The sequence below is a fragment of the Nocardioides sp. genome, assembly GCF_030019515.1.
In the GTDB taxonomy this organism is placed as follows: Bacteria; Actinomycetota; Actinomycetes; order Propionibacteriales; family Nocardioidaceae; genus Nocardioides.
The window spans coordinates 39580-60335 of the sequence record NZ_JASEEQ010000016.1; the positions used below are offsets into that span (position 1 = coordinate 39580).

Genomic DNA, 20756 nt, shown 5'->3' on the forward strand with positions numbered 1-20756 from the left:
GCTCGCTCATGAGGAGTAGGCGCTGTTCTCGTGGACGTAGGCGTGGGTGAGGTCGTTGGTCCAGACCGTCGCCCGCTCGGAGCCGGACTTGAGGTCGATGGTCACGCTGACCTCGCGCGGCTTCAGGTCGACGGTCGCCGGGTCGGCGTCCGGTGTGGACCGGCGGCAGACCCAGATGCCGTTCATCGCCACGTCCAGGTCCGCGGGGTCGAACCGGGCACTGGTGGTGCCGATGCTCGCGAGCACCCGGCCCCAGTTGGGGTCGTTGCCGAAGACGGCGGCCTTGAAGAGGTTGGACCGGGCCACGCTGCGCCCGACCTCGACGGCCTCGGCCTCGGTGGCCGCGTTGAGCACCGTGATCGCGATCTCGTGGTCGGCGCCCTCGGCGTCGCGGAGCAGCTGCATCGCGAGATCGGTGCACGCCTGCGTGAGCGCGTCGGTGAAGTCCGGCAGCGAGGGGGTGATCCCGCTGGCGCCGCTGGCGAGAACCGTGACGGTGTCGTTGGTGGACATGCAGCCGTCGGAGTCGAGCCGGTCGAAGGAGACCGAGGTCGCCTTGCGCAGCGCGGTGTCCAGGTCGGCGGCCGGTACGACCGCGTCGGTGGTCAGCACCACGAGCATCGTGGCGAGCTGGGGCGCCAGCATGCCGGCGCCCTTCGCCATTCCGGCAACCGACCAGCCGGCACCCTCGACGACGACCTGCTTGCTCACCGAGTCGGTGGTCATGATCGCCTCCGCCGCCGCACCACCGCCGTCCGCAGCGAGCGCGTCGTACGCCGCGTCCGCGCCGGCGAGCACCTGCGACCGGTCGTTGGTCAGCCCGATCAGGCCGGTGGAGCAGACGACCACGTCGATCGGGCCGATCCCGAGCCGCTCGGCGACCCGCTCGGCGACCGCGTGGGTGGTCTGGAAGCCCTCGGGGCCGGTGTAGCAGTTGGCGCCGCCGGAGTTCAGGAAGACCGCACGGACGATGCCGTCCTTGACGACCTCCTGGCTCCACAGCACCGGGTTGGCCTTGCAGCGGTTGGCGGTGAAGACGCTGGCGGAGTCGAAGGTGGGGCCGTCGTTCACGACCAGCGCGACGTCCTTGGCGCCGGTGGACTTCAGGCCGGCCGCGACGCCGGCGGCACGGAAGCCCTTCGGGGCGGTGACGCTCACGGGGCCAGTCCCACGGTCGAGAGGCCGGTGCCCTCGTCGAGGCCGACCGCGAGGTTCATGCACTGGACGGCGGCACCGGCGGTGCCCTTGGTCAGGTTGTCGACCGCGCCGACGGCGACGAGCCGGTGGGCGTCCGCGTCGACGGTCACCTGGAGCTGGACGCAGTTCGAGCCGGTGACGGACTTGGTCTGCGGCCACTGGCCCTGAGGGAGGACGTGGACGAACGCCTCGTCGGCGTACGCCTTGGCGTACGCGGCGTGCGCCTCGTCGGCGCTCACCTCGCCGCGGAGCGGGGCCGAGCAGGTGGCGAGGATGCCGCGCGGCATCGGCACCAGCAGCGGCGTGAAGCTGACCCGGACGGTCTCCCCGATCAGGCCGGAGAGGTTCTGGGTGATCTCGGGGGCGTGCCGGTGGGTGCCGCCCACGCCGTACGCGCTGGCGCTGCCCATCACCTCGCTGCCGAGCAGGTGCGGCTTCGCGGACTTCCCGGCGCCGCTGGTGCCGGAGGCCGCGACCACGACCACGTCGGGCTCGACCAGGCCGGCGGCGACGGCGGGCGCCAGCGTGAGCGTCGACACCGTCGGGTAGCAGCCCGGGACGGCGATCCGCCGGGCCCCGGCGAGCAGGGCGCGCTGGCCGGGGAGCTCCGGGAGGCCGTAGGGCCAGGTGCCGGCGTGGGTGCCGCCGTAGAACCGTTCCCACGCCGCCGGGTCGGCGAGCCGGAAGTCGGCGCCGCAGTCGATGACGACGGTGTCCGGGTCGGCCTCGCCGAGCCGGGCCGCGATCTCGCCGGACTGGCCGTGCGGGAGCGCGAGGAAGACGACGTCGTGGCCGGCCAGTGTCTCCAGGGAGGTCTCCACCAGGACCCGGTCGGCGAGCGGGACCAGGTGCGGCTGCAGCGCGCCGAGCGGCTGGCCCGCGTTCGACGCCCCGGTCAGCGCCCCGATCTCCACGTCCGGGTGCCCGAGGAGCAGGCGCAACAGCTCGCCCCCCGCGTAGCCACTGGCTCCGGCGACCGCGATCCGCTTGCTCGTCATGTGCATGACTATACAACCGACCGTATGTTCATGTGCAAGTGGGCGCCCGTCGGGCCCACTGCGCCGGGGAAACGCCCGAGCGCGCCGTCGCCGCCGCGGGCTAGGTTCCCCATCATGACAAGACTCGCCTTCGATGACTACCTGGGGCACCTCCGCGAGGACTCCGGGCGCTTCCGGGCGGTACTGACCGGGTGCGACCCGGCCGCGCGCGTGCCCGGCTGCCCGGAGTGGACCGCGGCCGACCTGCTGTGGCACCTCACCGAGGTCCAGCAGTTCTGGGCCCGCATCGTCCGCGACCGGCCGACCGGCCCGAGCCGGGACTGGGTCGAGCCGCAGCGCCCGGCGTCGTACGACGCGCTGCTCGCCGCCTTCGACGAGCACTCGGCGGCGCTCGCCGCCGCCCTGGAGGCCGCCGACCCGGCCGAGCCAGCCTGGTCCTGGTCGGAGGAGCAGACCGTCGGGTTCACCTTCCGCCGCCAGGCCCACGAGGCCCTGATCCACCGGCTCGACGCCGAGCAGACGGCGGGGGACGTCTCACCGCTCGACCCGGAGCTGGCCGCCGACGGCGTCGACGAGGCGCTGGCCGTGATGTTCGGCGGCACCCCGCCGTGGGGCACGTTCACCGGCCTCCCCCAGTACGTCCGTGTCGACCTGACCGACCGGGACGAGTCCGTGTGGGTGCAGGTCGGGCACTTCACCGGCACCGATCCCGAGAGCGGCACCCATCACGACGGGATCGCGGACGTCTCCGTCGTCCCCGATCCCGGCGGCGAGCCGGACGTCGTGGTCGACGGGCCGGCCGGCGCGATCGACGCGTGGCTCTGGCGCCGTGGCGACGACCGGGAGATCCGGGTGGCCGGAGACCGGGCGGTCTACGACCACTTCCGCCGGGCCGTGGACCAGCCGCTCGACTGAAGCCCCGAACAGCCCCAGGACGTCGGCCGCGGGGCGTCCGGTCGGTCAGCTGCGCTGGACGGCACCCGTCCGCTCGGCGGCCAGCGCGACGGCCGCGTCCCGGGCCGCCGCCGTCTCCTCCTCGGTCAACGTCCGGTCCGGCGCCCGGAACCGCAACGCGAAGGCGAGCGACTTGCGCCCGGTGCCGACCTGCTCCCCCGTGTAGACGTCGAAGAGCCGGATCGACTCGAGCAGGTCGCCGGCACCCTCACGGAGCGCGGCGCCCACCTCGGCGGCGGTGACGCTCCGGTCCACGACCAGCGCCACGTCCTCCTTCGCCAGGGGGTACGTCGAGAAGTCCGGGCCGGGCGTGACCTCGCGGGCCTGCCGCATCAGCGTGTCGAGGTCGATCTCGAGCGCGGCGCTGCGCTGGGGCAGGCCGAAGGCCTGGCAGACCTTGGGGTGCAGCTCGCCCGCGTGGCCGAGGACCTCGCCGCCGACGCCGAGCTGTGCGCAGCGGCCGGGATGCCACGGCGTCCGGGTGGCCGCCGCGACGTCGACCCCGACGCCGAGCTCGGCGCCGAGCCGGCGGACCAGCGCGATGGCGTCGGACCAGCCGGACTCGCGCCCGGGGCCCCACCAGCCGGCCCGCTCGCGCTCGCCGGCCAGGACGACCGCGAGGTGCAGCGGCTGGTCCGGGAGCGCCTCGAAGAGCTTGGCCACCTCGTCGGCGGTCGGGCGCCAGTCGACGCCGTAGATCGGCGCCGGCCCGCGGTCGACGGGGAACGCGACGGTGCCGGTCTCGAACAGCGACACGCCCGACGCGCCGCGGCCGAGGTTCCGCGCGGCCGCGCGGAGCAGGCCCGGGAGCAGGGTCGTGGTGTACGACGGCTCCTCGCTGGAGAGCGGGTTCGCGAGCCGCACCGTGCGTCGGCGCGGGTCGTCGGCCGCGAGTCCGAGCGCCTCGAAGGCGGCGTCGCCGACGAACGGGAAGCTGATCACCTCCACGCAGCCCGCCCCGGCAAGGGTGCGACCGACTCGGCGGCGCAGCCGCTGCTCGCGGGTCAGGCCCCGCCCGGCGGCCTCGCGGGGCAGCACCGAGGGCACCTGGTCGTAGCCCACGATCCGGGCCACCTCCTCGACCAGGTCGAACGGGTCGTTGAGGTCGGGCCGCCACGGCGGCGGGGTCGCGGTCAAGGTGGTGTCCGCCTTGACCAGGACGCAGCCGACGGCCTCCAGGTTGGCGACGGTGGTCGCGGCGTCGATCGCCATGCCCGTGATCAGCGCGGGCAGGTCGTAGCCGATGGTGATGGTCGGCCGCGCCGGGGCGGTGCCGACGACCGTGACGCCGGGCTCGGCGGTGCCGCCGCCGTGCGTCGTGAGCAGCTCGACCACCCGGTCCGCGGCGGCCGGGGTGATCGCCGGGTCGGCGCCGCGCTCGTTGCGCTTGCCGGCCTCGGAGCTGATCTTGTGGCGCTTGCCGGTGCGGAACATCGCCACGGCGTCCCAGTGCGCAGCCTCCACCACGATGGTGGTCGTCGACTCCGACAGCTCCGTGGTCTCGCCGCCCATCACCCCGCCCAGGCCGATGATGCCGGAGTCGTCGGTGACGACCAGGTCCCCCGCGGGCCCAGCGGACAGCGACCGGTCGACGCCGTCGAGGGTGGTGAGCCGCTCGCCCGCGCGGGCCCGGCGGACCCGGATCGGGCCCTGGAGCTTGTCGCCGTCGTAGCCGTGGATCGGCCGGCCGGTCTCGAGCATCACGTAGTTGGTGACGTCGACGGCCAGCGAGATCGGGCGCATCCCGGCCTGCTGCAGCCGGCGGGCCATCCAGTCGGGGGTCGGCGCGGCCGGGTCGAACCCGGACACGGTGCGCGCCACGAACACCGGGCAGCCGGCGGGGTCGTCGATGACGACCGGGTAGCCCTCACCGTTCGGGGCCGGCACCGACCGGGCGGCCGGGTCGCGGTACGGCGCGCCGTAGGCGAGGGCTGCCTCGCGGGCGACGCCGCGCACCGACAGCGCGTAGGCGCGGTCGGGGTTGATCTCGAACTCGATGACCTCCTCGCCGAGCCCCAGCACGTCGAACGCGTCCGCGCCGGGCTCGCCGGCGTCGGCCGGCAGCACGATGATGCCGTCGTGGTCCTCGCCGAGGCCCAGCTCGCGGGCCGAGCAGATCATCCCGGCCGAGACGTGGCCGTAGGTCTTGCGGGCCGAGATCTCGAAGCCGCCGGGCAGCACGCCGCCGGGCAGCACGACCACGACGAGGTCGCCGGGGGCGAAGTTGTGGGCGCCGCACACGATGCCCTGCGGCTCGCCGGTCCCGTTCGCGGCGCCGACGTCGACGGTGCACCAGTTGATCGTCTTGCCGTTCTTCTGCGGCTCGGGCTGCATCGTCAGCACCCGGCCGATGACGAGCGGGCCGGTGATGTCGGCGCCGGTGCTCTCGATCGCCTCGAGCTTGAGCCCGAGAGCGGTCAGCCGGCGGGTGAGGTCCTCGGTCGTGACGCCGTCCGGGAGGTCGACGTACTCACGGATCCAGGAGACGGGGGTCTTCATCGTGCTCAGAGCTCCGTTCCGAAGGCCGTGGTGAACCGGACGTCGCCCTCGAACAGCTCGCGCAGGTCCTCGATGCCGTGGCGGAACATCAGGGTGCGGTCGATGCCCATGCCGAACGCGAAGCCGGTGTAGCGCTGGGCGTCGACGCCGCAGGCGGTGAGCACCCGCGGGTTCACCACGCCGCAGCCGCCCCACTCGATCCAGCCCTCGCCGCGGCAGGTGCGGCAGGACGCGCCGTCGAGCTCGCCGGTCCCACGGCACACGAAGCAGACCAGGTCGACCTCGGCGCTCGGCTCGGTGAACGGGAAGTACGACGGGCGGAACCGGGTGCTGATCCCCTCGCCGAACATCGCGGCCGCGAAGTGGTCGAGGGTGCCCTTGAGGTGCGCCATCGTGATGCCCTCGTCGATCGCGAGGCCCTCGACCTGGTGGAAGACCGGGCTGTGGGTCGCGTCGTACTCGTCGGTGCGGAAGACCCGTCCGGGGCACACGACGTAGATCGGCGGGGTGCGCGAGAGCATCGTGCGGGCCTGGACCGGCGAGGTGTGGGTGCGCAGGACGACGCCGTGGTCGGCCGGATCGGTCCAGAACGTGTCCTGCATCGTGCGCGCCGGGTGGTCGGGGCCGAGGTTGAGCGCGTCGAAGTTGAGCCACTCGGCCTCGATGACCGGTCCCTCGGCGACCTCCCAGCCCATCGCGACGAAGATGTCGGCGATCAGCTCGGCGCCGGTCGTGAGCGGGTGGCGGGCGCCGGTGGGGACCCGGTCGGTGGGGAGCGTCACGTCGACGGTCTCGTCGACCAGCATCCGCTCCTCGTGCTCGGCCTCGAGCTCGGCCTGGCGAGCGGCGAGCGCCTGGCTGACCGCGCCGCGGGCCTGGCCGATGCGCTGGCCGGCCTCCTTGCGGGCCTGGGGCGGAAGCGCACCGATCTCCCGGTTGGCGAGCGCGAGCGGCGAGCGGTCACCGGCGTGCTCCAGGCGCGCCTGCTTGAGCTCGGCCAGGTCGCCGGCGGCCGCGATGGCCGCGAGGGCCGCGTCGCGCGCGGCCTCGACCTCCTCGGGCTGCAACGGGGTGACCTCCACGGGGTCGTAATCGGTGTTCGGGCCCGACAAGGGGACGCCTCTCGTCGTTCGGTTCGTGTGCCCCCGAGTCTAGGGAGCACCGTGCGACGCACGCGAACCGGTCGTCTCGCGACCTGTCACGCGACGGGGACGGAGACCTCGACGCGGGCGCCGCCGGACTCGGCCCGGCCGATCGTCACGGTCCCGCCGTGGGCCTCGACCAGGCCGTGCACGAGGTAGAGCCCCAGGCCGGAGCCACCGGTCGACCCGCTCCGCCAGAACTTGGTGAAGACCCGCCGGCGCAGCTCGGGGGCGATGCCCTCACCCTCGTCCTCCACGACCAGGTGCACGGCGGTGGGGCGGTCGCCCTGCGCGGCGGCGCCGACCGACACCCGGACCGTCCCGGCGCCGTGGCGCACGGCGTTCTCGACCAGGTTGGTGACCACCTGGGTGAACTTGTCGGGGTCGACCAGGACCTCGGGCACCTCGGCCGACACCTCGAGCACGAGCGTCCGGCTGGTGCTCGCGCCGACGGAGTCCACGACGCGCCGCACGAGCAGTCCCGGGTCGGAGGGGCGGGGGTAGAGCTGGAGCCGCCCGGTGTCGATCCGGGCCACGTCGAGGAGCTCGGCGATCAGCCGGCTGAGGCGGTCGGAGTCCGCGCTGACGGTCGTCAGCATCAGCTTCTTCTGGTCGTCGCTGAGCTTGTCCCAGCGGTTGAGCAGCGCCTGGACGAACCCCTTGACGCCGGTGAGCGGCGAGCGGAGCTCGTGCGCGACCGTGGCGACCAGGTCGGAGCGCTCCCGGTCCAGCCGGGCCCGGCCGCGGCCCGAGCGCAGGCTCACCGCGACCCGCTCGACCGGCCGGTCCAGGGCGCGGCGGTGCAGGCGGGCGACGACGAGCACCTCGGTGCCGTCCGGCAGCAGCCAGGTCTGCTCCGGGACGGCGGTCCGGGTGGCGAGCCCCTCGTAGGGCCGGTTCATCGAGCACCAGTCGCGGTCGTCGTGGTCGCGGAGGGCGAGGACCTGTCCGAGCGGGCGGCCGACGGCGGTCGCCGGGTCGGCGCCCAGCAGCCGCGCGGCCATCGCGTTGACCGCGGTGACCCGGCCGTCGGGGCCGGCCAGCACCGCGCCGTCGGCGAGGGCGTCGAGGTCGGCCTGGCTCACGTCCCCGACCTTAGCGAGCCTGGGTCGATCGGTGATCCAGCCCGGCGGCCCGGAACCGCGCGGGGAGCCGCGTCGACCACGGTCCGTCCGCCCGGACGAAGGCCGCCGGGCGCCCGACCGGTGCGGACACGTCCTCGGTCCGGTCGCCGGCGTACTCGCGTCCGGTGATCAGGTGGACCCACCGGCCCGGCGGGAAGGCGACCCGCACCGAGGTCGCGCCGGCCGCCAGGACGGGAGCGACGAGCACCTGCCGGCCGAGGAGGAACTCGGTCTCGGACGCCGCGGCCCGGGAGTCCGGCGCGACCAGCCAGACCGGGCGCATCGCCGGGACGCCGGTGCGGGCGGCCGCGCGGACCACGCGATCGCGGTACGGCGTCAGCGCGCCGAAGATCCGCGTCGCGTGGGCGAACGCCCGGGCGGTGGCGCGGGTGCTGAAGACCTGCGGGTTGGCGGCCGGGCGGTTGCCCTCGTGGGTGCGCATCACGACGCCGAACGCCTGGTACTCCGCCCACCTGGCCAGCAGCTCCGGCGTGCGGACGTAGTCCTTCACGACCGCGTTGACCGAGGTGTAGCCGCCGATGTCGGAGTGGACCAGCGGCCACCCGGAGACGCCCGCGGACAGGGTGCCGAGGAGCGCGGACGCGAGCCCGTCCTCGCGACCGAACGTGACCAGCTGGTCGCCGTTCCAGAACAGCGGGGCGTGCGCCGCCTGACCCAGCGCCCCGCTGCGGAACCACGTGACGCAGCGGGGCTGCTCGGCCCGGCGGCAGGCCGCCCGCACGGTCCGGGCCCACAGCGTGGGCCAGCGGTTGTGCAGGGTCGCGGGGCTGCCGGCGTGCAGGTGCGCGTCGAACGGCAGGCCCTCGGCGAAGTCGGCCATGAAGCCGCGGACCCCGTCGGCGAGCACGTAGCGGGCGATCACGTCCGCGTACCAGGACCGGGCGGCCGGGTCGGTGAGGTCGACGAGGGACGCCTCGAACTCACCCTGGTCCAGTGCGTACGGCGCTCCCGTGTCGTCGGTGACCAGGAAGCCCCGGTCGCGCGCCTCGGCCCACAGGTTCCGGATCGACCGGTCGCCCTTCGGCGCGGCGTCGACCAGGAACGGGTTGACGTAGGTCGTGGTCGTGATCCCCTGGTCCGCGAGCCCGCGGACCAGGCGCCCCCAGCCCGGGTAGCGGCTGCGGTCGAGCTGCCAGGTCCACCACAGCCGGTCGCCGAAGGAGGTGGTCCGCTTGCCGGTCCAGTCCTGGATCCAGACCCCGGAGACGTTGGCACCGGCGTCGAGCAGCCGCCCCAGCTCGCGGCGTACCTCCTGGGTCCCGCCCTGGAGGCCGACGATCGCGCCGCGCGTGGCCCAGCCCGCCAGCGGGCGCCGCCGGTCCCCCGCCTGCTGGGCGGTGACCAGGCGCGCCGGCGTGGCGGCCGCGGACGCCTGGGCCGAGAGCGACGGCGACCACAGCTCGAGCGAGACGGCGTCGGGGTCCCGGGTATCGGCGACCGCGAACGCCGTGGACGAGGCGACCGCCGCGTCCAGCCGCAGGCCACGGAGGTCGTCGGTGACGAAGGAGGGCCAGGCGGCGTAGGTCAGGTCCCGGGTGCCGCCGGCACCGTGGTTGGTCAGGTCCGCCAGCGAGGTGATCGGCTCCTCGCCGCGCCCGACGCCCTGCTCGCGGTCGACGATCGGCAGCAGGCGCCCGTCGAGGTCGAAGTCGGTGAACTGCTCGCCGAAGCCGTGCACGCCGGCGTGCGCCGAGCGGCCGGACACGAGGGCGACCGAGGTCAGCGGGGTGGCGGCCGAGGTGGTCACGACGAGCGCCGCTCCCCCGGCCGGGCGCGGCCGCACCGTGAGCGTGTACGACGCGTCGTCGGCCGCGGCCCCGCTGAGCCGGCCGGTGAGCACGACGCTCGCGTCGGAGCCGACCACGGTGTCCACGCTCTGGTCCGGGAGCCGGTCGGTGTAGGACACGGTGGGCCAGAAGTAGCCGCGGTTCTCCTCCCAGGACACCGACCCACGGCCCCCGGTCACGAACGCACCCGCCGGCGGCGCCACCCAGACGGTCCGCCCGCCGGCCCGGACGCTCAGGCCCGTGTCGAGGCCGACGTCGACGGCGAGGTCCCCGATCGTCCAGGTCCCGACGGCGCCGGGCGCGACGTCCAGGCCGCCGGGCGTGACGGTGTCGACCAGGTCGGCGGGCACCGCCGCGGCCCGCGCCGCGGGGGCGGACGGAGCGGCGGCCTGGAGGCTGCCCGGGACCGCGAGGGCGAGGGCCAGGCTGAGGGCCAGCGTGAGGGCGGGCGGGACCGGCAGGCGACGCGGAGGCACGGGGGCGACGCTACCGACGCCGGCTCCGGGCGGTGGCGTAAAGGCACAAGGCGGCCGCGGTGGCCAGGTTGAGGCTCTCCGCGCGGCCGTAGATGGGGATCCGGACCCGATGGTCGGCCAGCGCGGCCAGCTCGTCGGGAAGGCCCCAGGCCTCGTTGCCGAACAGCCAGGCGGTCGGGCGGGCGAGCAGCTCGCCGGCGTCGTCCAGGTCGACCTCGCCGGCTCCGTCGGCGGCGAGCACCTGCAGACCGGCGCCCTGCGCGGCGCGTACGGCGACCGCAGGGTCCTCCTCGACGGCGACCGGCAGGTGGAAGAGGCTGCCGACGCTGGCCCGCACCGTCTTGGGGTTGTAGGCGTCGACCGAGTGACCGGCCAGCACCACGCTGTCGGCGCCTGCCGCGTCGGCGCAGCGGAGCACCGTCCCGGCGTTGCCGGGGTCGCGGACGTCGGCGCAGACAGCGACGAGGCGCGGCCGGTGCGGGGTCTCGAGGAGCTCGACGAGCGGCACGTCGAGGAACCGGCAGACGGCGACGACGCCGGCCGGGTGGACGCTGTCGCTCAGCGAGGCGAGGGCGCGCTCGTCGACCAGGGTCCAGGCCGGACCGGTCGTGGCGAGCCCGGCGTACCGCTCGGCGGCCTCCGGGGTCGCGAACACCTCGACGACCCGGTCGGGCACCTCGAGGGCACCCTCGACGGCCTTCGGGCCGTCGGCAAGGAAGAGCCGCCGCTCGGTTCGCACCGAGCGGCGGCTGAGCTTGCGCGCCTCCTTCACACGGCCGTTGCCGGCCGTGAGCGGGGTGGTCAGGCCGACGCCTCCGCCTTGGGCGCGTTGACGTCCTCGGGCAGCGCGGCCTTCGCGGTCTCGACGAGCACGTTGAACGCGGCGACGTCGTTGACGGCCAGGTCGGCGAGGATCTTGCGGTCCACCTCGACGCCGGCCAGGTTGAGGCCCTGGATGAACCGGTTGTAGGTCATCCCCTGGGCGCGGGCCGCGGCGTTGATCCGCTGGATCCACAGCTTGCGGAAGTTGCCCTTGTTCTTGCGGCGGTCGTTGTAGCTGTAGACCAGCGAGTGGGTGACCTGCTCCTTGGCCTTGCGGTACAGGCGCGAGCGCTGGCCGCGGTACCCGCTGGCGCGCTCCAGGACGACCCGGCGCTTCTTCTGGGCATTCACTGCCCGCTTGACGCGTGCCACTGTTTACTCCTTGTTGCTGGGGTTCGGTGCGGGGGTCTCGACAAGCTCGACCACCCGAAGGTGGGGCTGGTCAGAGACCGAGCATCTTCTTGGCGCGCTTGACGTCGGCCTTGGCGACCTCGGTCGTCCCGGTCATCCGGCGGGTGACCTTCGACGGCTTCTTCTCCAGGTTGTGGCGCTTGCCGGCCTTCTCGCGAAGGATCTTGCCGGTCCCGGTCACCCGGAAGCGCTTGCTCGCACCGGAGTGCGTCTTGTTCTTCGGCATCTCTGCTCTCTCTTCTCGTCCAGCTGGGCGTGCTCTCTCGTCGAGCTCGACCACGGTGCGTGGTAGTGGCCGAGCCCGACCACCGCAATGGGCTGTTCTCAGGCCTCGATCTCGGGATCGAGGTTCTCGGAGCGGCCCCGCTCCTTCTTCTGGGCGACCGGCCCGGCCGCGTGGGCGGCGTCGCGCTCGGCGCGCTCCTCCGCCTCGTGCGCGGCCCGCTCGGCGGCCCGCGACTCCTTCTCGGCCTTCACGTCCACCTTGGCGTCGGCCTTCTTCTTGTGCGGGCCGAGCACCATGATCATGTTGCGCCCGTCCTGCTTCGGGGCGGACTCGACGAAGCCCAGCTCGGTCACGTCCTCGGCGAGGCGCTGGAGCAGCCGGAAGCCCAGCTCGGGCCGGTGCTGCTCGCGGCCGCGGAACATGATCGTGATCTTGACCTTGTCCCCGGCGCGCAGGAACCGCACCACGTGGCCCTTCTTGGTCTCGTAGTCGTGCGCGTCGATCTTCGGACGAAGCTTCATCTCCTTGATGATCACGTTCGTCTGGTTGCGACGGGCCTCACGAGCCTTCTGGGCGTTCTCGTACTTGAACTTCCCGTAGTCCATGAGCTTGCAGACGGGCGGCTTCCCCTGCGGGGCGATCTCGACGAGGTCGAGGTCCGCCTCCTGCGCAAGCTTCAGGGCCTGATCGGTGGGCACGATGCCCACAGTCTCCCCGTTGGGTCCAACGAGCCGGACCTCGGGAACCCGGATCCGATCGTTGATACGCAGCTCGGTGCTGATGTGTCCTCCTGGTGGCAATGTGGCCGGAGGTCTCTGCCGCTCGTCACCCTCGAGAAGGGTGGTGCGAAATCAACAAAGGCTTCCGCTTGTCTGCAAGCGGAAGCCAGTCCGACGCCTCCCACGAGGGGCAACGCCACCGAGGGCCCTGGCGCCCGGCGCGTACGGTGTACGCTCCGCGGCCTCGTCCTCGGGACCGGACCCGACGACCTGTGCTGTCGCCCTGGGGTGAGCCAGTGCTCCAACGGCGGTCGGTGCGGGTGGGAGGCGATCGTGCGAGCCTCCGCTTGCGGGATCTGTCTCGTCGAGGGTACGGCGGGACGGATCGGTCAACGCTTGATCGTAGCCGACGATTCCCCGTCGGGCCGAATCCAGGCGGTCCCCGCCCCCACGCGCGCGATGGCCCAGCCGGCCGCGAGCCCCTCGAGGTCCTCGCCCTCGACCACGAACCGGGTCGGCCCGGCCACGTCGACGAGCAGCGCCGCCGCGCCGTCCTGGAGCGCCGCACGCGCCGCGACGGCGGCCAGCACCGGGACCGGCCGGCCCTCGGGGTTCCACGCCGTGAGCGCCGCGGTGCCGGTGAAGGCCAGCAGCGCCAGCCGCCCGTCCGCGCCCTGCAGCAGCACCGTGGCCATGTCGCTGGTCTTGTCGTGGGCCAGGCCGGCGGCGTCGTACTCGACCTCGCCGAGCACCGCGACCACCGGGACCAGGAGCCGGGCGGACTGCAGCGCCGCGAGCGCGTCGGCGTACCTCGCCTCGCCCCGGGCCCACGCGGCCAGCGCGGCACTGACCAGGGGGTCGGCCGACCCGTCGTCCCCGGCGAACCCGGGGTCGGGGATCGTGGTGCGCTCGCTCACCCGGCGATTGTCCCGACCGGCCCGCCCGGACGCGAATCGGTCCGCCGCCCGGGCCCGCAGGAGCGGAACCCGGTCACCTGAGGTGTGGGACGCTTGACCCCGTGGACGACGCTTCGTGGGCAGCACTGACGCTGAGCCTCACTGTGCTCGGGGCGATCTGGACCTGGCTGTCCTTCCGCCGGCGCGGCCTGGCCTCCGGGCTACGGGCCCTCGCCCTCACGCTGCTCCCCCTCGCGGCGTACCTGACCAAGACGCTGCGGATGTTCACCCGGATCGTCGATGCGATCGGCGACTGGGCGCTCAACCTGGCGTGGAACCCGACCGTGTGGGCCGGCATCGTGGTCGCCGGCGTGTCCGGTGTGCTGTTCGTGGTCTCCGGCGCGATGCGCGCCCGCCAGCTCGGCGGCCCCCGCAAGCGGGGCGACCGAGGGGGCCACGAGCGGAGCGAGGGACCGGGCCAGGTCGCAGCGCCGCGACCGGCGGGCGGCTCCGCACCCGCCATCGACGACGACCTGGCCGAGATCGAGGCGCTGCTGCGCAAGCGCGGCATCAGCTGATGGGTCGCACCGCCGGGTCCCGACCGACCCAGCCCCGCCCCGCGCCGACCGGAGCGCCCGAGTCCCAGGGCTTCGTGGACCGCAACCGCCTCTACGCCCGCCTCAACGGCGCGGTCGCGCAGCACGACACGCCGCCGCCGACCCCGATCTTCGTGGTCGACCTGGACGCCTTCGACGCGAACGCGGCCGACCTCGTCCGCCGCGCCGGGGGGAAGCCGGTCCGCCTGGCCTCGAAGTCGGTCCGCGTGCCCGCGCTGATCTCGCGAGCGCTCGGCCGCGACGGCATCCAGGGCGTCCTCGCCTACACGCTCCGCGAGGCGCTGTGGCTCCACGAGCAGCGGCTCTGCGACGACATCGTGGTCGCCTACCCGACCGTCGACCGGGGCGCGCTCGCCGAGCTGGTGGCCTCCCCGTCCGCGGCCGCCGCGATCACGATCATGGTCGACGACCTCGCGCACCTCGACGTCGTGGACTCGGTGCGCTCCTCCCACGCCGTCCCGGTGCGGGTCGCCATCGACGTCGACGCCGGGCTGCAGCTGGCCGGGCAGCACGTCGGCCCGAAGCGCTCGCCCCTGCAGGACGCCGTCGCCGTCGTCACGCTCGCCCGCGCCGTGCAGGCCCGCGCCGGCTTCCGCCTGGTCGGTGCGATGACCTACGAGGGCCAGGTCGCCGGGGTGCCCGACTCGGTGCCCACCGCGCGCGCCCGGTCCGTGGTGGTGCGCCGGCTCAAGGCGCTCTCGGTGACCCAGCTCGCCGTACGCCGCCGCCAGGTCGCCGACGCGCTGCGCGAGATCGCCGACCTGGAGTTCTGGAACGCCGGTGGCTCCGGCTCGGTCGAGACCTCGTCCGGCGACCCGGTGGTCACCGAGGTCGCCGCGGGCTCGGGCCTCCTGGTCCCGACCCTGTTCGACCACTACCGCTCGTTCCGACCGGTGCCGGCCTCGTTCTTCGGCCTCCCGGTGACCCGCAAGCCGGCGCCCGACCTGGCGACCGTCCACGGCGGCGGCCTGATCGCCTCCGGACCCGCCGGCGCCGACCGGCTGCCGACCCCCTGGGCGCCCGCCGGGCTGCACCTCACCGGGCTCGAGGGCGCCGGCGAGGTCCAGACCCCGCTCACCGGGCGCGGCGCGGCGCTGCTCGGCATCGGCGACCTGGTCTGGTTCCGCCACGCCAAGTCCGGCGAGCCGTTCGAGCACACCACGACCGTGCACCTGCTGTCCGGCGACCGGTTCGTCGACGCGGTGCCGACCTACCGCGGATGCGGTCAGGCCTTCTAGGACGCTGATGAACGACCCGTCGGACGGGGCCACGAGGCTCCTGGACCTGGCCCGGTCGCGGCCACCGACGCTCGGCTCCGGACGCCTGATCTGCATCGACGGGCCCGCCGGCTCCGGCAAGACCACGCTCGCCGCGGCGGTGACCGCCCGCGCCCCCGAGGCGCGGGCGGTCCACCTGGACGACCTGTACGACGGCTGGGACGGCCTGCCCCGGCTCACCGACCAGCTCGGCACGCTGCTGGAGCCACTGGCGCGGGAGGAGACCGGCCACTACCGCCGCTACGACTGGGACGCCGGCCGGTTCGCCGAGCGCGTCCAGGTGGCGCCCGGCCCGCTGCTGGTCCTTGAGGGCGTCGGGTCCGGTGCCGCGACCTACGCCCACCTCGTCACGGCGCTGGCGTGGGTCGAGGCACCCGCCGACGTCCGGCTGCGTCGCGGCCTGGCCCGCGACGGGGAGTCCCTGCGCGCCCGGTGGCTGCGGTGGCAGGCCGACGAGGCCGCGCTGTTCGCGCGTGAGCGGACCCGGGATCGCGCCGACCTGAGGGTCGACACCACGCCCTGACCACGGGATCCGACGCAGCCGGCCGCGGCACTAGGGTGACCGGCATGCTCCCGCCGAGTGGTGACCAGTACGAGATCTCGGGTGGCGGGTACCGGGCGGTCGTCACCGAGTGCGGAGCGGGCCTGCGGCTGCTCGAGCACGCCGGCGTGCCGCTGGTGGACGGGTTCGAGGCCGACGAGGTCGCGGCGGGCGGACGCGGGCAGCTGCTCGCACCGTGGCCGAACCGGATCGGCGACGGCGCCTACTCCTTCGGCGGCCGGGACCACCAGCTGCCCCTCAGCGAGCCGTCCCGGCACAACGCCTCGCACGGCCTGGTCCGCTGGGTCGCCTGGTCCGTCGCGGAGCACACCGGCCACTCGGTGTCGCTGACCTACCGGCTGATGGCCCAGAGCGGCTACCCGTGGACCCTCGACCTGCGGGTCGGGTACGACGTGTCCGCCGCCGGGCTGACCGTCACCCAGGCCGCGACCAACCGCGCGGCGACGCCCGCGCCGTACGCGAGCGGCGCGCATCCCTACCTCTCCGTCGGGCCGGGACCGGTGGACGGCTGGGAGCTCACGCTGCCGGCGGCCACCCGCGTGCTCGTCGACGACCGCCTGCGGCCCGCGGGGCAGGAGGACGTCGCGGGCACGCCGTACGACTTCCGGGTCGCCCGGCCGATCCGCGAGGTCGGGTTCGACGACGCCTTCACCGACCTCGGCAGGGACGCCGGCGGCCTCGCCACCGTGGTGCTGACCGACCCGTCGAGCGGGCGCGGCGTGGCGCTCTGGGTCGACGGGCAGCACCGGTGGCTGCAGCTGTTCAGCGCCGACGAGGTGCCCGGGACCGCGCGCCGGTCGCTGGCGGTGGAGCCGATGACGGCGCCCGCCGACGCGTTCCGGACGGGGACCGGCGTGGTGACCCTGGCGCCGGCCGGGCAGCCGGGCGACGCGTTCGCGGCCACCTGGGGCGTTCGGGCCCTGTCCTAGTCGTCGTGGCTAGTCGTCGTGGCTGGCCGCCGCGGCTAGCCGTCGTGCTCGGTGTCGGTCGCGAGCCGGTCGACGACGGCCCGGAGCTCGCGGACGGCCTGACGGGCCCGGGCGCCGTCGGAGCCCTGGATCCCCATCGCCGAGACCGTCGTGCCGTCGGCGAGGTCGAGCGTCACCCAGGGGGCCCCGGGAGGAAGGTGCACGCCGACGACCTGGGGCCAGTCGAGCTCGTGGCGCCGGTAGCCGTTGATCACGACCAGCCGCTCCGGCTCGGCGATCACGCGGCAGCGGACCAGGGCGTACCAGACCGAGAACGCGATCAGCCCGAAGAACACGAGCGTGCCGAGCTGGAACACCGTGAACCTGTCGCGCGTCTCCTGGTCGAAGCCGAACCAGGCGAACGCGAAGCAGACCAGCAGCGCCACGCCGACCGCGGTCCCGGCGATCCGCACGCCGAGGGGCCGCCAGCTGTGCGGCAGGGCCTGCGGCTGCCCCGGCGGGGGGCCCGGCGGGGGGCCCGGCGGGGGGCCCGGCGGGGGGCCCGGCGGGGGGTCAGAGGCGGCAGGCATGGATGTCCGTCAGGAGGATGCCCCGGGCCCCGATCCCGAACAGCTCGTCCATCAGGCGCTGGGCGCCGTCGCGTGGGACCATCGCCCGTACGGCCGACCACCCCTCCCGATGGAGCGGCGACACGGTCGGGCTCTCGATGCCGGGGGTGAGCCGGACCGCGTCGGTGACGCGGTCGGTGGGGATGTCGTAGTCCATCATCACGTAGCTGCGCGCCACGAGGACGCCCTCGACCCGACGGCGGAACACCTCGAACCCGTCCGCCGCGGAGACCTCCGCGGTCGCGCTGCGGGTGATCAGCACCGCCTCGGAGTCGAGGATCGTCTCGCCGAAGATCTCCAGGCCGGCCTGGCGCAGCGTGCTGCCAGTCTCGACCACGTCCGCGATCACGTCGGCGACGCCGAGCTGGATGCTGGTCTCCACCGCGCCGTCGAGCCGGATGACGGTCGCCTCGATCCCACGCTCCTCGAGGAACGAGCGCACGATGCCGACGTACGAGGTGGCGATCCGCAGGCCCTCCAGCTGCGCGAGATCGGTGAAGGAGCCCTGCGGGCCGGCGAACCGGAACCGGCTGCGTCCGAACCCCAGGCCGCGGACCTCCTCGGCCTTCGCACCCGAGTCCCGGAGCAGGTCCCGGCCGGTGATGCCGACGTCGAGGGTGCCCTCGCCGACGTACACCGCGATGTCTCGGGGACGCAGGTAGAAGAACTCCACGCCGTTCTCGGCGTCGGTGAGCGTCAGCTGCCTGGCGTCGTCACGCTGGCGGTAGCCGGACTCGCGCAGGATCTCCGACGCCGACTGGGACAGCGATCCCTTGTTCGGGACCGCGATGCGGAGCAGAGCCATCTCGGGCGCCTCCTCAGAGGTGTGCGTAGACGTCGTCGAGCTCGATGCCGGTCGCGAGCATCAGGACCTGAGCGTGGTAGAGCAGCTGGCTGATCTCCTCGGCCGCCCGCTCGGGTCCCTCGTGCTCGGCGGCCATCCATGACTCGGCGGCCTCCTCGACCAGCTTCTTGCCGATGGCATGGACGCCGGCGTCGAGCGCGCGCACGGTGCCGGATCCGTCGGGGCGGGACCGGGCCTTCTCGCCCAGCTCCGCCCAGAGCTCGTCGAACGTCTTCACAGACGGAGAGCCTACGGGGCGGTGGAGCGGATCTCCTTCAGGGTCCGGGCGGTGAGCAGCGCCGCGGCCGTGGCCTCGTAGCCCTTGTCCTCCTTCGAGCCGTCCAGGCCGGCCCGGTCCAGCGCCTGCTGGTCGCCCTCGCAGGTGAGGACGCCGAACCCGATCGCCGTGGTGTGGTCGAGGGCGACCCGGCTCAGCCCGTCGGTCGCGGCGTTGCAGACGTACTCGAAGTGCGGGGTGCCGCCGCGGATCACCACGCCGAGCGCGACCACCGCGTCGTACCCCTGTGCGGCCAGCGCGGATGCGACGACGGGCAGCTCGAAGGCGCCGGGGACGCGGACGATCCGGCGGTCCGCGACGTGGTAGTCGTCCAGGGCGCGCTCGGCCCCGCCGAGCAGGCCGCCCATGACCTGCTCGTGCCAGCTGGCGGCGACGACGGCGACCCGCAGGTCGCTGCAGTCGATCGGCTGCTGCACGGGGGCCCCGTGTCCGGTCATCGGTCATGCTCCGTTCTGGGCGAGGGTGTCGCTGACCTCATCGGCGAGATGGGGCAGATCGTGACCCATCCGGTCGCGCTTGGTGAGCAGGTAGGCGATGTTGTGGTCGTTGGGGTGGGGCGTCAGCGGCACCCGAGCGGCGACCGGGACCCCGAAGTCCTCCAGGTTGCGCACCTTGTCGGGGTTGTTGGTCATCAGCCGGACGCTGCCGACGCCGAGGTCGCGGAGCACCTGGGTGGCGGTCCCGTAGTGCCGGGCGTCGGCGGGGAGCCCGAGGTCGAGGTTCGCGTCCACGGTGTCCCGGCCCCCGTCCTGGAGCTGGTAGGCCTGCAGCTTGGCGACCAGGCCGATGCCCCGGCCCTCGTGGCCGCGCAGGTAGACGACCACGCCGCGGCCCTCGGCCACGATCCGCTCGAGCGCCTCGTCCAGCTGGGGACCGCAGTCGCAGCGGTAGCTGCCGAACACGTCGCCGGTCAGGCACTCGGAGTGCACCCGGGTCAGCACCGGCTCCGGCCCGCTGATGTCGCCGTGGACCAGGGCGATGTGCTCGGAGCCGTCCACCGTCATCCGGTAGCCGTACGCGGTGAAGTCGCCGTGCCGGGTGGGCACCCGGGTCTCGGCGACCCGCTCGACGAGGGTCTCGTGGCGGCGTCGGTAGCGGACCAGGTCGTCGATCGAGATCATCGCCAGGCCGTGCTCGTCGGCGAAGGCCCGCAGCTGCGGACCGCGCTTCATCGTCCCGTCGTCGTTGACGACCTCGACCAGCACGCCTGCCGGGGTCAGCCCGGCCAGCCGGGCGAGGTCGACGGCCGCCTCGGTGTGGCCCCGGCGGACCAGCACGCCGCCCTCGCGGTAGCGCAGCGGGAAGACGTGGCCGGGGCGGGTGATCTCCCACGGCTCGGTCGCCGAGTCGGCGAGCACCCGCACGGTGTGGGCCCGGTCGGCCGCGGAGATGCCCGTGGTCACCCCGTCGCGGGCATCGACCGAGATCGTGTACGCCGTACGCAGCCGGTCCTTGTTGTGCGGGGTCATCAGCGGGATCTCGAGCCGGTCGAGCATCGCGGCGGGCATCGGCACGCAGATCACGCCGCTGCTGTACCGGATGGTGAACGCCAACAGGTCCGGCGTCGCCTTGCTGGCGGCGAAGATGATGTCGCCCTCGTTCTCACGGTCCTCGTCGTCGACGACGACCACGGCCTTGCCGGCCGCGATGTCGGCGATCGCCCGCTCGACCGGGTCGAGCCTGATGTCGCTCTTCATGCTGATGCTCCTTCGGTGTGGGCCGTCAGGCCCCGATCGGTGCGGTCACGGTGCGCCAGCAGCCTCTCGACGTGCTTGGCGAGGATGTCGGTCTCGAGGTTCACCCGGTCGCCCGGGCGTCGGGTGCCGAGGGTGGTGCGGGCCAGGGTCTCGGGGATCAGGCTCACGGTGAAGCCGTCCTCGGTGGTCTCGACGACGGTGAGGCTGACGCCGTCGACGGTGATCGAGCCCTTGTCGACCAGGTAGCGGCCCAGGGAGCCGCGCTCGTCGGCCGCCGGCAGGGCGATCTCGACGACCTCCCAGTGCTCGCTCGGCGTGCGCCGGACCACGGTCCCGACCCCGTCGACGTGGCCCTGGACGATGTGGCCACCGAGCCGCTTCTGCGCGGTCACCGCCCGCTCGAGGTTGACCCGGTCGCCGGGGCGCACGCCGTGGAGGCTGGTCTTGTCGAGCGTCTCCTGCATCACGTCGGCGGTCCAGGTGTCCCCCTCGCGCGCGGCAACCGTGAGGCAGCAGCCGTTGACGGCGATCGAGTCTCCGAGCGCCGCGTCCTCGAGCACGGTCGCGGCTCGGATGGTGAGGCGGATGGCGTCGCCCTGGTCCTCGACGGCGGCGACGGTGCCGAGCTCCTCGACGATCCCGGTGAACATGG

At 73.9% G+C, this 20756-nt stretch carries 22 protein-coding genes; 5 read left to right on the forward strand and 17 right to left on the reverse strand.

What is annotated here, in order from left to right; all coding sequences use genetic code 11:
• Positions 1-6 precede the first annotated feature (6 nt).
• Together argJ and argC are read right to left on the reverse strand one after the other, a co-directional pair.
• Positions 7-1158, reverse strand: a complete 1152-nt coding sequence (gene argJ, locus QMC84_RS19205; protein ID WP_300377582.1) for a bifunctional glutamate N-acetyltransferase/amino-acid acetyltransferase ArgJ — start codon at positions 1156-1158, stop codon at positions 7-9.
• Entirely contained in the window at positions 1155-2195 is a 1041-nt protein-coding gene (gene argC / locus QMC84_RS19210; RefSeq protein WP_300377584.1) for an N-acetyl-gamma-glutamyl-phosphate reductase, read from the reverse strand. Before argC ends, argJ begins: the two co-directional genes overlap by 4 nt.
• 114 nt (positions 2196-2309) lie before the next feature.
• Here argC and QMC84_RS19215 point away from each other — a divergent pair, with 114 nt between their 5' ends.
• Positions 2310-3110, forward strand: a complete 801-nt coding sequence (locus QMC84_RS19215; RefSeq protein WP_300377586.1) for a maleylpyruvate isomerase family mycothiol-dependent enzyme — start codon at positions 2310-2312, stop codon at positions 3108-3110.
• Between the two features lie 45 nt (positions 3111-3155).
• Here the strand turns inward: QMC84_RS19215 and pheT are convergent, their stop codons facing one another.
• The 9 genes from pheT to QMC84_RS19260 form a co-directional block, all read right to left on the reverse strand.
• A complete protein-coding gene (gene pheT, locus QMC84_RS19220; protein WP_300377588.1) occupies positions 3156-5648 on the reverse strand; it encodes a phenylalanine--tRNA ligase subunit beta in 2493 nt (830 codons plus the stop codon).
• Positions 5649-5653: 5 nt separating this feature from the next.
• A complete protein-coding gene (gene pheS / locus QMC84_RS19225; protein ID WP_300377590.1) occupies positions 5654-6760 on the reverse strand; it encodes a phenylalanine--tRNA ligase subunit alpha in 1107 nt (368 codons plus the stop codon).
• Between the two features lie 86 nt (positions 6761-6846).
• Positions 6847-7875 carry an ATP-binding protein gene (locus QMC84_RS19230; protein ID WP_300377592.1) on the reverse strand — a complete coding sequence of 343 codons (1029 nt, stop codon included), beginning with the start codon at positions 7873-7875 and terminating at the stop codon, positions 6847-6849.
• 10 nt (positions 7876-7885) lie between these two features.
• Positions 7886-10198 (reverse strand): alpha-glucosidase, encoded by a 2313-nt coding sequence (locus QMC84_RS19235; RefSeq protein WP_300377594.1) that lies wholly within the window; start codon positions 10196-10198, stop codon positions 7886-7888.
• A 10-nt stretch (positions 10199-10208) separates the two neighbouring features.
• On the reverse strand, positions 10209-10970 hold the full coding sequence (locus QMC84_RS19240; RefSeq protein WP_300377596.1) for an RNA methyltransferase: 762 nt from the start codon (positions 10968-10970) through the stop codon (positions 10209-10211).
• A 29-nt stretch (positions 10971-10999) separates the two neighbouring features.
• Positions 11000-11392: a 50S ribosomal protein L20 gene (gene rplT / locus QMC84_RS19245; protein ID WP_300377598.1), complete on the reverse strand. Its 393-nt coding sequence runs from the start codon at positions 11390-11392 to the stop codon at positions 11000-11002.
• A gap of 70 nt (positions 11393-11462) precedes the next feature.
• Positions 11463-11657, reverse strand: a complete 195-nt coding sequence (rpmI, locus tag QMC84_RS19250) for a 50S ribosomal protein L35 (RefSeq protein WP_300377600.1) — start codon at positions 11655-11657, stop codon at positions 11463-11465.
• Positions 11658-11755: 98 nt separating this feature from the next.
• The gene (gene infC, locus QMC84_RS19255) at positions 11756-12457 is read right to left on the reverse strand and encodes a translation initiation factor IF-3 (RefSeq protein WP_300377602.1); all 702 of its coding nucleotides are present in this window, start codon (positions 12455-12457) and stop codon (positions 11756-11758) included.
• Between the two features lie 308 nt (positions 12458-12765).
• On the reverse strand, positions 12766-13293 hold the full coding sequence (locus QMC84_RS19260; RefSeq protein WP_300377604.1) for an SseB family protein: 528 nt from the start codon (positions 13291-13293) through the stop codon (positions 12766-12768).
• 101 nt (positions 13294-13394) lie between these two features.
• Between QMC84_RS19260 and QMC84_RS19265 the strand changes: the two genes are divergently transcribed.
• From QMC84_RS19265 to QMC84_RS19280, 4 genes are read left to right on the forward strand one after another with little or no spacing between them, the layout of a single operon-like run.
• Positions 13395-13850, forward strand: coding sequence for a hypothetical protein (locus QMC84_RS19265; RefSeq protein ID WP_300377606.1), 456 nt, complete (start codon positions 13395-13397; stop codon positions 13848-13850).
• Complete coding sequence (locus tag QMC84_RS19270) at positions 13850-15127, forward strand: amino acid deaminase/aldolase (protein ID WP_300377608.1); 1278 nt, start codon at positions 13850-13852, stop codon at positions 15125-15127. Before QMC84_RS19265 ends, QMC84_RS19270 begins: the two co-directional genes overlap by 1 nt.
• 7 nt (positions 15128-15134) lie before the next feature.
• The gene (locus QMC84_RS19275; RefSeq protein WP_300377610.1) at positions 15135-15689 is read left to right on the forward strand and encodes a 4-amino-4-deoxy-L-arabinose transferase; all 555 of its coding nucleotides are present in this window, start codon (positions 15135-15137) and stop codon (positions 15687-15689) included.
• Between the two features lie 44 nt (positions 15690-15733).
• Entirely contained in the window at positions 15734-16657 is a 924-nt protein-coding gene (locus QMC84_RS19280) for an aldose 1-epimerase family protein (protein WP_300377612.1), read from the forward strand.
• 35 nt (positions 16658-16692) lie between these two features.
• Here the strand turns inward: QMC84_RS19280 and QMC84_RS19285 are convergent, their stop codons facing one another.
• From QMC84_RS19285 to QMC84_RS19310, 6 genes are all read right to left on the reverse strand, one after another.
• On the reverse strand, positions 16693-17109 hold the full coding sequence (locus QMC84_RS19285; RefSeq protein ID WP_300377614.1) for a PH domain-containing protein: 417 nt from the start codon (positions 17107-17109) through the stop codon (positions 16693-16695).
• 100 nt (positions 17110-17209) lie between these two features.
• A complete protein-coding gene (gene hisG / locus QMC84_RS19290) occupies positions 17210-18070 on the reverse strand; it encodes an ATP phosphoribosyltransferase (RefSeq protein WP_300377616.1) in 861 nt (286 codons plus the stop codon).
• 13 nt (positions 18071-18083) lie between these two features.
• Positions 18084-18347 (reverse strand): phosphoribosyl-ATP diphosphatase, encoded by a 264-nt coding sequence (locus QMC84_RS19295; protein WP_300377618.1) that lies wholly within the window; start codon positions 18345-18347, stop codon positions 18084-18086.
• Between the two features lie 11 nt (positions 18348-18358).
• Positions 18359-18844 (reverse strand): 6,7-dimethyl-8-ribityllumazine synthase, encoded by a 486-nt coding sequence (gene ribH, locus QMC84_RS19300; RefSeq protein ID WP_300377620.1) that lies wholly within the window; start codon positions 18842-18844, stop codon positions 18359-18361.
• 3 nt (positions 18845-18847) lie between these two features.
• The gene (locus QMC84_RS19305) at positions 18848-20104 is read right to left on the reverse strand and encodes a bifunctional 3,4-dihydroxy-2-butanone-4-phosphate synthase/GTP cyclohydrolase II (protein ID WP_300377622.1); all 1257 of its coding nucleotides are present in this window, start codon (positions 20102-20104) and stop codon (positions 18848-18850) included.
• Positions 20101-20754: a riboflavin synthase gene (locus tag QMC84_RS19310; protein WP_300377624.1), complete on the reverse strand. Its 654-nt coding sequence runs from the start codon at positions 20752-20754 to the stop codon at positions 20101-20103. Before QMC84_RS19310 ends, QMC84_RS19305 begins: the two co-directional genes overlap by 4 nt.
• Positions 20755-20756: the final 2 nt, after the last annotated feature.